The sequence below is a fragment of the Pedococcus aerophilus genome, from assembly GCF_039532215.1.
In the GTDB taxonomy this organism is placed as follows: domain Bacteria; phylum Actinomycetota; class Actinomycetes; order Actinomycetales; family Dermatophilaceae; genus Pedococcus; species Pedococcus aerophilus.
Window position 1 is genome coordinate 1,853,903 of the sequence record NZ_BAAARN010000001.1, and the last position, 13,046, is coordinate 1,866,948.

16 protein-coding genes are annotated in these 13,046 nt (G+C 72.9%); 8 read left to right on the forward strand and 8 right to left on the reverse strand.

The annotated features are described in order from the left end of the window. The first annotated feature begins 5 nt into the window (after window positions 1-5). The 4 genes from ABD286_RS08770 (at window position 6) to ABD286_RS08785 (ending at window position 3,590) form a co-directional block, all read left to right on the forward strand. Window positions 6-569, forward strand: a complete 564-nt coding sequence (locus tag ABD286_RS08770) for an NADPH-dependent FMN reductase (RefSeq protein WP_344192249.1) — start codon at window positions 6-8, stop codon at window positions 567-569. A gap of 168 nt (window positions 570-737) precedes the next feature. Then, the gene (gene nhaA, locus ABD286_RS08775) at window positions 738-2,150 is read left to right on the forward strand and encodes a Na+/H+ antiporter NhaA (RefSeq protein WP_425565328.1); all 1,413 of its coding nucleotides are present in this window, start codon (window positions 738-740) and stop codon (window positions 2,148-2,150) included. A gap of 52 nt (window positions 2,151-2,202) precedes the next feature. Next, window positions 2,203-2,601, forward strand: a complete 399-nt coding sequence (locus tag ABD286_RS08780) for a phage holin family protein (RefSeq protein WP_344192251.1) — start codon at window positions 2,203-2,205, stop codon at window positions 2,599-2,601. Between the two features lie 74 nt (window positions 2,602-2,675). After that, complete coding sequence (locus ABD286_RS08785; RefSeq protein ID WP_344192253.1) at window positions 2,676-3,590, forward strand: alpha/beta fold hydrolase; 915 nt, start codon at window positions 2,676-2,678, stop codon at window positions 3,588-3,590. A 65-nt stretch (window positions 3,591-3,655) separates the two neighbouring features. On the opposite strand, the gene ABD286_RS08790 is transcribed toward ABD286_RS08785, so the two are convergent. Genes ABD286_RS08790 through nth form a run of 3 tightly spaced genes read right to left on the reverse strand, consistent with a single transcriptional unit; the run spans window position 3,656 to window position 6,305 of the window. Further along, window positions 3,656-4,867 (reverse strand): MarP family serine protease, encoded by a 1,212-nt coding sequence (locus tag ABD286_RS08790; RefSeq protein ID WP_344192255.1) that lies wholly within the window; start codon window positions 4,865-4,867, stop codon window positions 3,656-3,658. Then, the gene (locus tag ABD286_RS08795) at window positions 4,867-5,595 is read right to left on the reverse strand and encodes an NUDIX hydrolase (protein WP_344192257.1); all 729 of its coding nucleotides are present in this window, start codon (window positions 5,593-5,595) and stop codon (window positions 4,867-4,869) included. Before ABD286_RS08795 ends, ABD286_RS08790 begins: the two co-directional genes overlap by 1 nt. Beyond that, the gene (gene nth / locus ABD286_RS08800) at window positions 5,592-6,305 is read right to left on the reverse strand and encodes an endonuclease III (protein WP_344193331.1); all 714 of its coding nucleotides are present in this window, start codon (window positions 6,303-6,305) and stop codon (window positions 5,592-5,594) included. Before nth ends, ABD286_RS08795 begins: the two co-directional genes overlap by 4 nt. Window positions 6,306-6,424: 119 nt before the next feature. Between nth and ABD286_RS08805 the strand changes: the two genes are divergently transcribed. Further along, window positions 6,425-7,102: a Crp/Fnr family transcriptional regulator gene (locus ABD286_RS08805; protein WP_344192259.1), complete on the forward strand. Its 678-nt coding sequence runs from the start codon at window positions 6,425-6,427 to the stop codon at window positions 7,100-7,102. Here ABD286_RS08805 and ABD286_RS08810 read toward each other — a convergent pair. The 4 genes from ABD286_RS08810 to sp36 form a co-directional block, all read right to left on the reverse strand. Beyond that, entirely contained in the window at window positions 7,099-7,824 is a 726-nt protein-coding gene (locus ABD286_RS08810; RefSeq protein ID WP_425565361.1) for an MBL fold metallo-hydrolase, read from the reverse strand. The genes ABD286_RS08805 and ABD286_RS08810 overlap by 4 nt on opposite strands. A 155-nt stretch (window positions 7,825-7,979) precedes the next feature. Continuing rightward, window positions 7,980-8,837, reverse strand: a complete 858-nt coding sequence (locus tag ABD286_RS08815; protein WP_344192263.1) for an NUDIX hydrolase — start codon at window positions 8,835-8,837, stop codon at window positions 7,980-7,982. A 75-nt stretch (window positions 8,838-8,912) separates the two neighbouring features. Continuing rightward, window positions 8,913-9,389: a RidA family protein gene (locus ABD286_RS08820; protein WP_344192265.1), complete on the reverse strand. Its 477-nt coding sequence runs from the start codon at window positions 9,387-9,389 to the stop codon at window positions 8,913-8,915. 1 nt (window position 9,390) lies between these two features. Next, complete coding sequence (gene sp36, locus ABD286_RS08825) at window positions 9,391-9,546, reverse strand: Sp36 family protein (protein ID WP_140742397.1); 156 nt, start codon at window positions 9,544-9,546, stop codon at window positions 9,391-9,393. A gap of 36 nt (window positions 9,547-9,582) precedes the next feature. Between sp36 and ABD286_RS08830 the strand changes: the two genes are divergently transcribed. The 3 genes from ABD286_RS08830 to bagB are packed head-to-tail and all read left to right on the forward strand — an operon-like array spanning window position 9,583 to window position 12,596. Next, window positions 9,583-10,356 (forward strand): alpha/beta hydrolase family protein, encoded by a 774-nt coding sequence (locus ABD286_RS08830; RefSeq protein WP_344192268.1) that lies wholly within the window; start codon window positions 9,583-9,585, stop codon window positions 10,354-10,356. A gap of 9 nt (window positions 10,357-10,365) precedes the next feature. Further along, a complete protein-coding gene (bagA, locus tag ABD286_RS08835; RefSeq protein ID WP_344192270.1) occupies window positions 10,366-11,379 on the forward strand; it encodes an ATPase BagA in 1,014 nt (337 codons plus the stop codon). After that, window positions 11,379-12,596 carry an ArsA family ATPase gene (gene bagB, locus ABD286_RS08840; protein ID WP_344192272.1) on the forward strand — a complete coding sequence of 406 codons (1,218 nt, stop codon included), beginning with the start codon at window positions 11,379-11,381 and terminating at the stop codon, window positions 12,594-12,596. Before bagA ends, bagB begins: the two co-directional genes overlap by 1 nt. 89 nt (window positions 12,597-12,685) lie before the next feature. Here the strand turns inward: bagB and ABD286_RS08845 are convergent, their stop codons facing one another. After that, entirely contained in the window at window positions 12,686-13,021 is a 336-nt protein-coding gene (locus tag ABD286_RS08845; protein ID WP_344192274.1) for a WhiB family transcriptional regulator, read from the reverse strand. Window positions 13,022-13,046: the final 25 nt, after the last annotated feature.

Genomic DNA, 13,046 nt, shown 5'->3' on the forward strand with positions numbered 1-13,046 from the left:
GCCGCATGGCCCCCGTGCGTGTCTCCGTCGTCATCGCCAGCACCCGCCCGACCCGCATCGGGCACCACGTCGCCGACTGGGTCCTCGCCGGCCTGCGTGACCTGGCCGCCCCCGCGGGCCGCACTGTCGAGGTCACCGTCCACGACCTGCGTGAGCTCGCCCTGCCGTTCCTCGACGAACCCGGCCAACCCGCGGACGGCCACTACGTCCACGACCACACCCGCCAGTGGTCGGCAGCCATGTCGGCCACCGACGCCCTCGTCCTCGTCATGCCGGAGTACAACCGCGGCTACAACGCGGCGCTCAAGAACGCGATCGACTACCTCTACGCCGAGTGGGACGGCCTGCCGGTCGGACTCGTCGGGTACGGCTGGCACGGAGCTTCGTACGCGAAGTCGGCGCTGCAGCAGACGCTCGAGCGCGTGAAGATGACCGTGGTCGACGGACCCGGTCTCTCCTTCGAGGAGACTCTGACGCAGGAGGGTGAGGTCCGCGCCGACGACGAGGCGCAGGCCGCCCTCGACACGATGCTCGGCGAGCTCGTCACCACGGCCCGCACACCCGGCTGACGACGGAGGTCCGCGAGCTGGGACCGCACGTCCCGCGAGCCGGGCAACCCGGCGCCATACCCGCGCGGCCGCTAGCCTTGACCGTGGTGAGCCGGGAAGTCTGGTCGGCGTCGCTGCCCGGGTCCTGCGGCAGCGTCTGATGTCGCTGTCGACCCCGAAAGGCCCCTCGTGAGCCTGAACCCCCTGCGTCCACGCCTGTTCGCCCGCACCACGTGGCACGAGGCCCAGCACGTCGCTGCCGCACTGCGTACCGAGACCGTCGGCGGCGCCCTCCTGCTCGTCGCCGCCGTCGCGGCGCTGGTGTGGGCGAACTCGCCGTGGTTCGAGGCCTACTCGTCCCTGCGCGACCTCACCGTCGGACCCCACGCGCTGCACCTCGACCTCACGCTCGGCCAGTGGGCCGCCGACGGGCTGCTCGCGATCTTCTTCTTCGTCGCCGGCCTCGAGCTCAAGCGCGAGTTCCTCGTCGGCGAGCTGCGCACCCCGGCCAAGGCCGCACTGCCGGTCGCCGCCGCCCTGTGCGGCGTGGCCGTCCCCGCGATCCTGTATGCCGTGACCGTCACGTCCCTGGGGGCTGAGGGCGATGCCCTGCGGGGCTGGGCGATCCCGACCGCGACCGACATCGCGTTCGCCCTGGCGGTGCTCGCAGTCATCGGCACGCACCTGCCGTCAGCCCTGCGCAGCTTCCTGCTGACGCTGGCCGTGGTGGATGACCTCGTCGCCATCACGATCATCGCGATCTTCTACACCGAGAGCCTCGACCTGGCCCTGCTCGGTCTCGCCCTCCTGCCGCTGGCGGGCTTCGCCTGGCTGACGCAGCGCCGCATCGCCCGCTGGTGGTTGTTGATCCCGCTCGCGCTCGCGACCTGGGCGCTGGTGCACGCCTCCGGCATCCACGCCACGGTCGCCGGGGTGCTGCTCGGCCTCGTCGTGCCGGTCCGCCCGCGGCGCTCCGACTCCCGGCTCAGCACCTTGCAGCCGGACGTCGACGTGGCCCAGCGGTTCGAGCACCGGCTGCGGCCGTTGTCCGCCGGTGTCGCGGTGCCGGTGTTCGCCTTCTTCGCCGCCGGGGTGCGGGTCGTGGGCGGCGGGTTCGGGGAGACGCTGGCCGACGAGGCGGCCCTGGCCGTCGTCCTCGCCCTGGTGCTGGGCAAGCTCATCGGGGTGTTCGGCGGCACGTGGGCGTTCGCGCGGTTCACCCGCGCCGAGCTCGACGACGACCTCGCCTGGTGGGACGTCGTCGGGCTGTCGCTGCTCGCGGGGATCGGCTTCACCGTGTCCCTTCTCGTGGGAGAGCTGGCGTTCGGCGCCGGCAGCCCGCGCGACGAGCACGTGAAGCTCGGTGTCCTTGCTGGCTCCCTGCTCGCCGCGATCCTCGCCACGATCGTGCTGCGGGCGCGCAACCGGGTCTACCGGCGGCTGGAGGAGGTCGAGTCCCGCGACGACGACGGCGACGGTATCCCCGACGCCTTCCAGGGCGCTGACGTGGGCAGTCACCGACGGGGTGACACGCGCGACGACAGCGGCGACGACACCGGCGGTGACACGGGCGCGGATGTGGGCCGCGCCCCACGCGGTTAGGGTTGGGACCGCCGGGACCCCGGCAGCCACGGAAATCAGAGGTGAGTGCCACATGGCTACCCAGTCCACCCAGGGAAGCCCCGAGCGCACGCTCGGACAGCTGGTGGCCGACGCCACCCACGACATGTCCACGATCGTCCGCAGCGAGATCGCCCTCGCGAAGGCGGAGATCACGACCGAGGCCAAGACCGCGGGCAAGAGCGCCGCGATGTTCGGGGCAGCCGCGTTCGTCGGCCTGCTGGGCCTGATCTTCCTGTTCCACACGCTCGTCGCGGTGCTCGACATCTGGCTGCCCGAGTGGGCCGGCTACCTCATCACGACGGGCCTGCTCTTCGCCGTCGCCGGGGTGCTGGCGCTGATCGGCAAGAAGAACATCGCCAACATCAACGGCAAGCCCGAGCGCACCATCAAGAACGCCCAGGAGACGGTCCAGGCCCTCAAGGGCGACTGACCGCTCCTTCCTGCACCACCGAGGGCCCGCGGACGCGGTCGTGGGCGGGCCCGGCCGCACGGCATACTCCCCGCATGACCAACGATGCCTCGATGGCCCTGATCGACGGGCCCTGGGAGCACCGCTTCGTCGCCGCGAACGGCGCCCGCTTCCACGTCGCCGAGCAGGGTGAGGGCCCGGTCGTCCTCCTGCTGCACGGCTTCCCTCAGTTCTGGTGGGCCTGGCGCCACCAGATGCAGGCGCTCGCGGACGCCGGCTACCGCGCGTGCGCGATGGACCTGCGCGGGTATGGCGCGTCGGACAAGCCCCCTCGCGGGTACGACACCCGGACCTCGGCCACCGACGTCGCCAGCGTGCTGCGCTCCCTGGGGGCGTCGCAGGCCGCGGTCGTCGGCCACGGCTGGGGCGGCTGGATCGCGTGGAGCATGCCGGTGCTCCAGCCGACGGTGACCCGCGCCATCGCCTCGCTGTCGATGCCGCACCCGCTCGTCTTCCGCAAGGCGTCGTTCAGCAGTCCCCGCCAGGCGAAGGCGAACGCCTACCTCGGCGGGCTGCAGCGGCCGTTCGTCCCCGAGCGCCAGATGACGGTGCACGGCGGCTACGTCCAACGGTTGCTGCGCGAGTGGGCCTCGCCCGAGGGCATCTGGCCGTCGCCGGAGGAGGCCACGGTCTACGCCGAGGCGATGGCCCTGCCGTTCGTGGCGCACTCCGCCGCCGAGTACTACCGCTGGCTCGTGCGCAGCCAGGCCCGCCCCGACGGGTGGCGCTTCGCCGCGACGATGAAGAAGCCGATCTCGGTGCCGGTGCTCCAGCTGCACGGCGAGCGGGACGGGGCCGTCCTGCCGTCGACGGCCGGTGGCTCCCGGGAGTACTGCACCGGGCCCTACGAGGGTTCGCTCGTGCCAGGGGTCGGGCACTTCCTGCCCGAGGAGGCCCCCGAGCTCGTCAACGAGCGGCTCGTGCGCTGGCTCGACGCGCTGGACGCCTGAGCCCCGTCCCGAGCGGGGCGCAGGAGGCGCGAGGGACGGACGGACGCGAGGGCTGCGGGCTGGCCTCAGCCGGCGACGCAAGCGCCGGTGTCGACCGGCGTGCTCGCGCTGGAGGCCGCGTCGAGGACGGGCTGGGCCTCGTCCATCGTCAGCGCGTAGCCGGTGCTGTCGTCGTCGAGGGACTTGGCGAAGATGACGCCGACGACACGGCCGTCGGTCGACAGCAGCGGTCCACCGGAGTTGCCGGGACGGACCTGCGCGTACAGCGAGTAGACCTCGCGGCTGGTGCCGGGGCGACCGTAGATGTCGGAACCGCGGGCGTTGACGACCTCGCGGACCCGGGCGGCGTCGAGCTGGTACGGACCGTCGAGGGGGAAACCGGCGACGACCCCGCTGTCACCACGGGTGAGGTCGGGACCCTGCGGGAGGGGGTCGGCGGGCAGGCCGGGGACGGCGAGGACGGCGAGGTCGCGCCGGGCGTCGAACACCACGACCTGGCCGGTGTACGACCGGCCGGTGCCGTGGATGCGCAGCGTGGCGCGCTCCATACCGGCCACGACGTGGGCGTTGGTGACGACGCGCTCACGGGCGACGACCCAGCCACTGCCCTCCTGGCCGCGGTTGCACGAGGTGGCCACCCCGGTGATCTTGATGATCGAGGACGCGGCCGCGCGGACGCCCCGGCTCTGGGCCACGGAGTCGTCAGGCGGGTCGACGGGCGCGATGCGCTCGGCCTCGAGGCCGTCGAACACCCGCGGGAAGCCTTCGCGGTCGAGCACCTCGCGGAAGCCGGCGAACAGCCGCGACGTCTCCGGGGGCACGACCGAGTCGATGGTCTGCAGGACCCGGGACCCACCGATGGCCTTCGCGATCGGGGCAGGGGCACCGCCGCGCAGGGCCCCGGCGATGAACCACACGAGCACCGACGCCGACACGACCACGGCGACCGCGCCGAGGGCGGAGTCGAAGCGCTGGGCCGGCTTGACCTTGAGCCTGGACCGCAGGCTGCCACCGAGGGTCACGGCGATCGCCTGACCCGCCGAGGCGAGGATGAACACGCCCGCGATGAGCACGACGGCTCGCAGCAGCGGTGAGCTCTGCAGGTCGTCCCACCCGCCGATCGCGATCGGCAGCAGCCACATGGCAAGGGCTCCGCCGGTGAGGAAGCCCGCGAGGGACAGCACGCTGACGACCAGGCCCTGGCGGTAGCCGGTGACGGCGTAGCTGAGCAGCAGGACGATGAGGAGCAGGTCCAGCACGGAGAATCCGAGGAACATCAGGCTCGGCCTTCCGTCGCGGTCTGGGTCAGGGCGTCGCGTCTCCCCCCTGGCTGGTAGCGGTCAGGGAGTGGACGCTCCACACTACGGTCCCACGGGACGGTCAAACCTCCGAAATCGAGCACGGCGGACAGCAGCCCCGCGGTGAAGCCCCAGACGAACAGACCGTCGAACTCGAAGCCCGGGCCGACGTACCCGCTGGGGTGGGTCACCGTGAACCGGGCCGCCGGGTCGAGCAGGTCGGCGAGCGGCGCCCGCACCGCCCGGTGGACCTCGGCGGGGTCGATGTCGTCGACGTGCCCCGGCTCGCGCCACCACGCCAGCACCGGGGTGACGACGAACCTGCGGGGGCTGAGGTAGATGTCGGGCAGCTCGGCGACCACCTCGATGGTGGCCGGGTCGATGCCGACCTCCTCCTGGGTCTCGCGCAGGGCCGCCGCCGCGTCGGAGGCGTCGTGCGGCTCGCGCTTGCCCCCGGGGAAGGAGATGTCACCGGGCTGGGTGCGCAGGGTGTGCGCCCGCTCGGTGAGCACGACGTCCTCGCCCCCGGCCTCGTTCGGGCCGAAGAGGATGAGCACGCTCGAGCGCCGGCCGCCGTCCGGCGGCGGGGCGAACCGGTCGAAGAACCCGCTGTCCGCGCTCGAGATGCGCTCGTGGGCGTGGTCGATCCACGCGGGCCGCGGACGGGCGAAGGCCTTCGCACCCGCGGCTGGAGAGCCCTCGCTCACGCCCGGCCGGCTTCCACCACGTCGGCGACCGGCGCGGCATACGGGTTGTCGGCACCGGGGGCCAGCTCGTACTTGAGCAGCTTCGCGGCCTTGACCGGGTCGGTCTCCCCGCTGCCGTAGGAGGGGCAGAGGCGGGCGATGGGGCAGGCACCGCAGGCGGGCTTCTTCGCGTGGCAGGTGCGTCGCCCGTGGAAGATCAGGACGTGGGACAGCATCGTCCACTCCTTGCGCGGGATGAGCGCGCCCACTGCCACCTCGACCTTGACCGGGTCCTCCTCGTCGGTCCAGCCGAACCGGCGCGACAGGCGTCCGAAGTGGGTGTCGACGGTGATGCCGGGGATGCCGAACGCGTTGCCGAGGACGACGTTGGCGGTCTTGCGGCCCACGCCGGGCAGGGTCACGAGGTCCTTCATGCGCGGCGGGACCTCGCCGTCGAAGCGCTCGACGAGCTCGGCACCGAGCTTCATCACCGAGTTGGTCTTGGCCCGGAAGAACCCGGTGGGCTTGAGCAGCGCCTCCATCTCCTCGCGGTCGGCACCGGCGAGCGCGGCGGCATCGGGGTACCGCGCGAACAGCTGCGGGGTGACCTTGTTGACCATGACGTCGGTGGTCTGCGCCGACAGGACGGTGGCGACGAGGAGCTGGAGCGGGTTCTCGAAGTCGAGCTCGCAGTGGGCGTACGGGTAGTGCTCGTGGAGCTCGCGGTACATCTTCCGAGCGCGCCGGGTCAGCGCGACCGGAGACTCCTCGCGGACAGGCTTGCGGTCGGTGTCGGACACCGGTTCAGCCTACGGGTCGGGGCTGACGGCGACGTGGCACACTGTCGCCCGTGGATCACGATGTGGTGAGAAGAGCCCCGCTGTTCGCAGCCCTCGACGAGGAGGCGTCCTCGACGCTGATGCAGTCGATGACGCAGACGCGCCTCGAGCGCGGCGACGTGCTCTTCTCCGAGGGCGACCAGGGCGACCGCCTCTACGTCATCCGCGAGGGCAAGGTGAAGCTCGGCCGCCGCAGCAGCGACGGGCGCGAGAACCTCGTCGCCATCCTCGGCCCGGGCGAGATGTTCGGTGAGCTGAGCCTGTTCGACCCCGGCCCCCGCACCATGACGGCCACCGCCGTCGCCGAGACGCAGCTGCTCGGCATCGGCAACGAGGACCTCAACGGCCTGCTCCACGGCCGTCCCGCCGTCGCCAAGGTCCTGCTCGCCGCCCTCGCCCAGCGCCTGCGCCGCACCAACGAGAACCTCGCCGACCTCGTCTTCACCGACGTCCCCGGCCGCGTGGCCAAGGCCTTGCTCGACCTGTCGGCCCGTTTCGGTCGCCCGGTCGAGGAAGGCATCCTCGTCGCCCACGACCTCACCCAGGAGGAGCTCGCCCAGCTCGTCGGCGCCTCCCGCGAGACGGTCAACAAGGCGCTCGCCGACTTCGCGACCCGCGGCTGGCTGCGGCTCGAGGCCCGCGCCGTGCTCATCCTGGACGTCGAACGCCTCAAGCGCCGCGCCCGCTAGGACCTCCGAGCGCGCAGGTACTCCACCTGGGCGGCCACGCTCTGTCGTGCCGCCGGCCAGACCTCGCGGGGCACGTCGGCATACACCGTCTCGACCACGGCCTGCACCGGGTCGGGGGCCTGCGCGGCCCCGTCGGCGAGCGCCTGCCGCACCTGTTCGAGGCGCTCGGCGCGGTGCCGCCGGTAGAACGCGACCATCGCCGAGGCGTCGGGCACGACCGGCCCGTGCCCGGGCAGGATCGAGGTCACCGTGCCGCCTCCCGTGAGTGCCGCGATCCGCTCCAACGACGCGAGGTATGCCGCCAGCTCACCGTCGGGATGCGCCACCACCGTGGTGCCGCGGCCGAGGACCGTGTCACCGGTGAGGAGCGCGTGGTCGGCGGGCAGGGCGAAGGACAGCGAGTCGGAGGTGTGGCCCGGGGTCGCCACCACCCGCAGCTCGAGGCCACCCACCGACACGACGTCACCGTCGCCGAGGTCGTCGTGGCCGCGGCCGACGGCACGGGTCGGGGCGCCGGTCAGCTCCGCGAACCGCGAGGCTCCCTCGGCGTGGTCGGCGTGGCCGTGGGTGAGGATCGTCTGGGCCACGCGGGCGCCGCGGTCGGTCACGGCGGCGACGACGGCCCGCAGGTGCGACTCGTGCAACGGGCCAGGGTCGATGACCACGGCCTCGGTGGAGCCGGGCTCCAGCAGCACCCAGGTGTTGGTGCCGTCGAGGGTCATCGGGCTGGGGTTGGGGCACAGCACGCACAGCGCGCGGTCGGTCACCTGCCCCCCGCGCCAGTCGCCGGGTGCCGCCGACGGCGTCGGGGCGACGGCCGGCACCGGGTCGCTCGCGGGCACCTGGTCGCTTGCGGGCACCTGGTCGCCGGAGGTGCTCATCGCGGGAGGTCGGCCCGCATGACCAGACCTGAGCCGGTGTCGACGAGCTCGGGCTGGACGGTCTCGATGACCGGCTGCTCGGCGATGAAGTCGGCTGCCGAGGACGCGGCTGCGACCTCCTCGACCGCCACGACGGTGGGGGGCAGCATCAGCGCCTCACCGCTCTCCCAGGCCCTCAGCAGCTCGGTCGGCCGCACCCAGGCGGCGAGGTCGGCCTCGGTGGTCTGGTCGTCGGCGCGGTGGCCGGCGGGCACGGCGGCGGTGAAGAACCGGGTGTCGTAGCGCCGTGACTCGAAGACCGGGGTGACCCAGTGCGCGCGGTAGCCGAGCAGGTCAGAGCGCAGCAGCAGCCCGTGCTCCTGGAGCACCTGCGACAGCGAGGCCTCACGGTCGAGCAGGCGTCGGCGCTGCTCGCGCCAGTGCTCGCTGGCGACGTCCTCGACGATGGTGTCGGACGACGGACCTGCGAGCAGGACGCCGCACTCCTCGAACACCTCGCGCACCGCCGCGGCCACGAGCTCGCGGGCGCGCGCCTCGTCGACGCGGAGCAGGGCCGCCCAGTCGGCGGGCGAGGGGCCGGCCCACGGCAGGGCCTCCTCGGCGTCACGGCTGTCGACGCCACCGCCGGGGAAGACCATCATCCGCGGGGCGAACGCCATCGTCGCGACCCGGCGGAGCATGAACACCTCGACCCCGGCAGCACCGTCGCGGACGAACATCACCGTCGCGGCGAGCTTCGGCTCCACCGGCCCGGCGGGGTCGGGCGACGCCAGCCAGGCGTCGGCCCGAGCCCGCAGCGACGGTGAGTCGGCGATCGGGAACTCGCGGATCACCACAGCTGACTCACTCCCCACGCTCGTTCGATGTGAACACGCCGGGGATCACCGGCGTGTTCACATCGAATCGGTGGAGGGAGAGGCCCACACCGGTCAGTCGTCCGCGAGGGCGACGACGATCTCAACCTCGACGGGGGCGTCGAGCGGCAGCACGGCGACGCCGACGGCGGACCGGGCGTGGATGCCCGCGTCGCCGAAGGCCTTGCCCATGAGCTCGCTGGCGCCGTTGATGACACCGGGCTGGCCGGTGAACGCCGGGTCGGACGCGACGAACCCGACGAGCTTGACCACCTGGGTGACCTTGTCGAGGTCGCCGACGAGGCCCTTGACGGCGGCGACGGCGTTGAGCGCGCAGATCTGCGCGAGCTCGGCGGCCCGCTCGGGGGACACCAGGCCCTCGCCCTCACCGACCTTGCCGGTCTCGGCGAGCGCACCGGACACCATGGGCAGCTGCCCGGAGGTGTAGATCCGGCGTCCGTCCTGGATCGCCGGGACGTAGGCGGCCACCGGCTTGGCGACCTCGGGCACGGTCAGGCCGAGCTCGGCCAGACGGTCTTCGACTGCACTCATGTCAGGCTTTCTCCCGCTTCAGGTAGGCGACCAGTCCGTTGCCGTCGGGGCCGGTGAGGACCTGGACGAGCTCCCAGCCGTCCTCACCCCACTGGTCGAGGATCTGCTTGGTCGCGTGCACGATCAGCGGCACGGTCGCGTACTCCCATTTCTGCATGGACCGCAGCCTAGCCACCGCTGGCAGGATGGGCGCATGGCCTCTTCCGGCGAGCGCGACCCCAGCCAGGTTCTCGACGAGCGGGCGGCTCCACCGACGCGCACGACCCCCTATGGCGACGACGACGCCCAGGTCTACGACGTGCGCCTCCCCGAGCGGGTCACCCGGTCCCTGACCGTCGTCGTCGTCCACGGCGGGTTCTGGCGCGCCGAGTACGACCGCGCCCACGCCGGCCGGCAGGCCCAGGCCTTCGCCGACGCCGGCTACCCCGTGGCCGTGGTCGAGTACCGCCGTCCCGGCATGCCCGGCGGCGGTTGGCCCGGCACCGCCCGCGATGTCGCCGCGGCGGTCGCCGCGATCCGCCGCGACCCCGACCTCGCGCACCCAGCCGTCCTCGTGGGCCACTCCGCCGGCGGCCAGCTCGTCGCCTGGGCAGCCGCCCAGCCCTGGGCCCACGGCCTGCGCGGCGCCGTGAGCCTCGCCGGCGTCGTCGACCTCGCCCACGGCGCGGCGACGCAGGTGGGCGGCGACGCCATACCGGCGCTGCTCGGTGGCTCCCCCGAGCAGGTGCCGGACGCGTATGCCGCCGCCGACCCCGCCGTGCTCCCCCCGTCCGTTCCGGTGGTGCTCGTGCATGCTCGTGACGACGACGTGGTGCCGTTCGAGCTGAGCGAGCGGTATGCCGCGGCCCACCGCGGTCCGTCGGTGCGCCTCACCCCGGTGCCCGGTGGCGGGCACTACGGGCTGATCGACCCGGAGCACCCGGCCTTCGCCGAGGTCGCCGCGGCGGTGGACCTGCTGGCCTCCTAGGCTGGCTGCATGCCAGCCCCCCAGCCGGACCCGCTGCCCGACCTGTCCAAGGTCCGCCTGCACGTGGTCACCGGCAAGGGCGGGACCGGCAAGACGACGGTCGCCGCGGCCCTCGCGCTGGGGCTGTCCCGGCAGGGCAAGCGGGTCCTGCTCGTCGAGGTCGAGGAGCGCCAGGGCATCTCGCAGACCTTCGACGTGCCGCCCATCGGGCACAGAGAGACCCGCATCGTCCACGACCGCAGCGGCGGCGAGATCTGGGCGATCTCCGTCGACGCGAAGCAGTCCCTGGGCGAATACCTCCAGAAGTTCTACAAGGTCGGCCGGGCCATGGGGCTGCTCGACAAGTTCGGTGCGGTCGACTTCGCGACGACGATCGCGCCGGGCCTGCGCGACGTCCTGCTCATCGGCAAGGTCTACGAGGCCGCCGGCCGCCGCGCCGGTCGCTCCGGGGCCCTGGCGTACGACGCGGTCGTCCTCGACGCCCCACCCACGGGCCGGGTGGTGCGGTTCCTCAACGTGAACGCCGAGGTGGCCGACGTCGCCAAGGTCGGGCCGATCCACAGCCAGGCCGACTCGATCACGCGGATGGTCCGCAGCCACACGACGGCCGTGCACGTCGTCACCCTCCTCGAGGAGATGCCGGTGCAGGAGACCGTCGACGCGCTGCGCGACCTGCGTGCCGCCGAGCTGCCCCTCGGCGCGATCGTCGTCAACCAGCTCCGCGACCCACTGCTCAGCGACAAGGCGCTCAGGTCGGTCCGCAGCGGTCGCACCGCCAAGCTCGCCGAAGGCGTCGCCGCGGACCTCGCGTCGGTCGGCGTCAAGGCCGGGCCCGGGATCGTCGCCGGGCTGCTCCTCGACGCAGGGCAGCACGCGGACCGGGTGGCGCTCGAGCGCGAGCAGGACGCGATCCTCGCCGAGCAGGGCCGCCTCACCGTCCGGCTGCCGCTGCTCCCCGAGGGCACCGAGGGCGGCGGGATCTCCGTGCTCGCCGATGCCGTCGCCGAGCAGGGGATGATCTGATGGCCGCCCGCAGCTCCTCCGCCTCTTCCTCCTCCGCCAAGGCCACGAGGCCCTCCCTCGACCTCGCGACGCTGCTCACCGACCCGGCCACCCGCATCGTGGTCTGCTGCGGCGCCGGCGGGGTCGGCAAGACGACCACCGCCGCCGCCATGGGCCTGTGGGCGGCCGAGCACGGCCGCAAGGTCGTCGTCCTCACCATCGACCCGGCCCGCCGCCTCGCCCAGTCCCTCGGCCTCACCGAGCTCGACAACACCCCTCGCCCCGTCGAGGGTGCCGGGGCCGACGGCGGGTCGCTCGACGCGATGATGCTCGACATGAAGCGCACCTTCGACGAGGTGGTCGAGCAGCACGCCACCCCCGAGAAGGCCGCCCAGATCCTGGCCAACCCCTTCTACCAGGCCGTCTCCAGCTCGTTCGCGGGCACGCAGGAGTACATGGCGATGGAGAAGCTCGGCCAGCTCCGCGCCGAGGCGGACCGCACCGGCCGCTGGGACCTCGTCGTCGTCGACACCCCGCCGTCGCGCTCGGCGCTGGACTTCCTCGACGCTCCCAAGCGGCTCGGGTCGTTCCTCGACGGCCGGTTCATCCGCCTGATGACCGCTCCCGCGAAGGCCGGCGGCCGGGCCGGGTTCAAGGTGTTCAGCGTCGGCGTGACGATGGTGACGAGCACGATGTCCAAGCTGCTCGGCGGTCAGCTGCTGCAGGACGTGCAGACGTTCGTCGCCGCGCTCGACACGATGTTCGGCGGGTTCCGCGAGCGCGCCGACCAGACGTACGCCCTGCTCAAGAACCCCGAGACGGCGTTCGTCGTCGTGGCGGCCCCCGAACGGGACGCGCTGCGGGAGGCGTCCTACTTCGCCGGTCGGCTCGACGAGGAGCAGATGCCGCTGGCCGGGCTCGTCGTCAACCGCATCCAGCGGGTGGCTGCCCCGTCGCTGCGCGCCTCACGGGCGCTGGCCGCCGCGGACCAGCTCGCCGACACCGACGGCGCTGACGGCGCTGACGGCGTCGATCGGAGCCCGACCAGTGCCGAGACCGAGGGGCTGCTGCGCCTGCACGCCGCCCTGGCCGAGACGGCCGAACGGCAGGAGCGACAGGTGAGCCGGTTCACCGCCGGGCACCCCGGCATACCCCTCGTGGAGGTGCCGGCCGCGGCCCAGGACATCCACGACCTCACGGGGCTGCGGGCCGTCGCGGCGTCCCTCACCGGCGCCTGAACCGCCCCGAAACACCGACGAGCCGGCGCCCTCGTGATGAGGTGCCGGCTCGGTCTGGCTCGTGCTGTGCAGCTGCAGAGGCGCTGAGGTCAGGCGCTGACCTCGTCGCGGGACTGCCCGCGGGCGGCGGCGAAGAGGTTGGCCCAGGAGGTGATGTTGGGGCGGCGCTTGAGCAGGGCCCGGCGCTCGCGCTCGGTCATCCCACCCCAGACACCGAACTCGGTGCGGTTGTCGAGGGCGTCGGCGAGGCACTCGGCGATGACCGGGCACCGCTGGCAGACGACCTTGGCGGTCTGCTGGGCGGCACCCTGGACGAAGAGGGCGTCGGGGTCGGCGGTGGAGCAGGATCCGAGGGGAGCCCAGTCCTCGACCCATCCAGTACCCGGCGCACCCGAACGGGTGGGTCGCGCTGGTGCGATCGTCATCTCAGTGCCTCCAGATGGTGCTGTA

Excerpts from the sequence above, each read along its gene's own strand:
- ABD286_RS08770 (WP_344192249.1), top strand. The coding sequence starts at position 6 with ATGGCCCCCGTGCGTGTCTCCGTCGTCATCGCCAGCACCCGCCCGACC.
- ABD286_RS08780 (WP_344192251.1), top strand. The coding sequence starts at position 2,203 with ATGGCTACCCAGTCCACCCAGGGAAGCCCCGAGCGCACGCTCGGACAG.
- ABD286_RS08785 (WP_344192253.1), top strand. The coding sequence starts at position 2,676 with ATGACCAACGATGCCTCGATGGCCCTGATCGACGGGCCCTGGGAGCAC.
- ABD286_RS08790 (WP_344192255.1), bottom strand. The coding sequence starts at position 4,867 with ATGTTCCTCGGATTCTCCGTGCTGGACCTGCTCCTCATCGTCCTGCTG.
- nth (WP_344193331.1), bottom strand. The coding sequence starts at position 6,305 with ATGTACCGCGAGCTCCACGAGCACTACCCGTACGCCCACTGCGAGCTC.
- ABD286_RS08810 (WP_425565361.1), bottom strand. The coding sequence starts at position 7,824 with ATGACCCTCGACGGCACCAACACCTGGGTGCTGCTGGAGCCCGGCTCC.
- ABD286_RS08820 (WP_344192265.1), bottom strand. The coding sequence starts at position 9,389 with ATGAGTGCAGTCGAAGACCGTCTGGCCGAGCTCGGCCTGACCGTGCCC.
- sp36 (WP_140742397.1), bottom strand. The coding sequence starts at position 9,546 with ATGCAGAAATGGGAGTACGCGACCGTGCCGCTGATCGTGCACGCGACC.
- ABD286_RS08830 (WP_344192268.1), top strand. The coding sequence starts at position 9,583 with ATGGCCTCTTCCGGCGAGCGCGACCCCAGCCAGGTTCTCGACGAGCGG.
- bagA (WP_344192270.1), top strand. The coding sequence starts at position 10,366 with ATGCCAGCCCCCCAGCCGGACCCGCTGCCCGACCTGTCCAAGGTCCGC.
- bagB (WP_344192272.1), top strand. The coding sequence starts at position 11,379 with ATGGCCGCCCGCAGCTCCTCCGCCTCTTCCTCCTCCGCCAAGGCCACG.
- ABD286_RS08845 (WP_344192274.1), bottom strand. The coding sequence starts at position 13,021 with ATGACGATCGCACCAGCGCGACCCACCCGTTCGGGTGCGCCGGGTACT.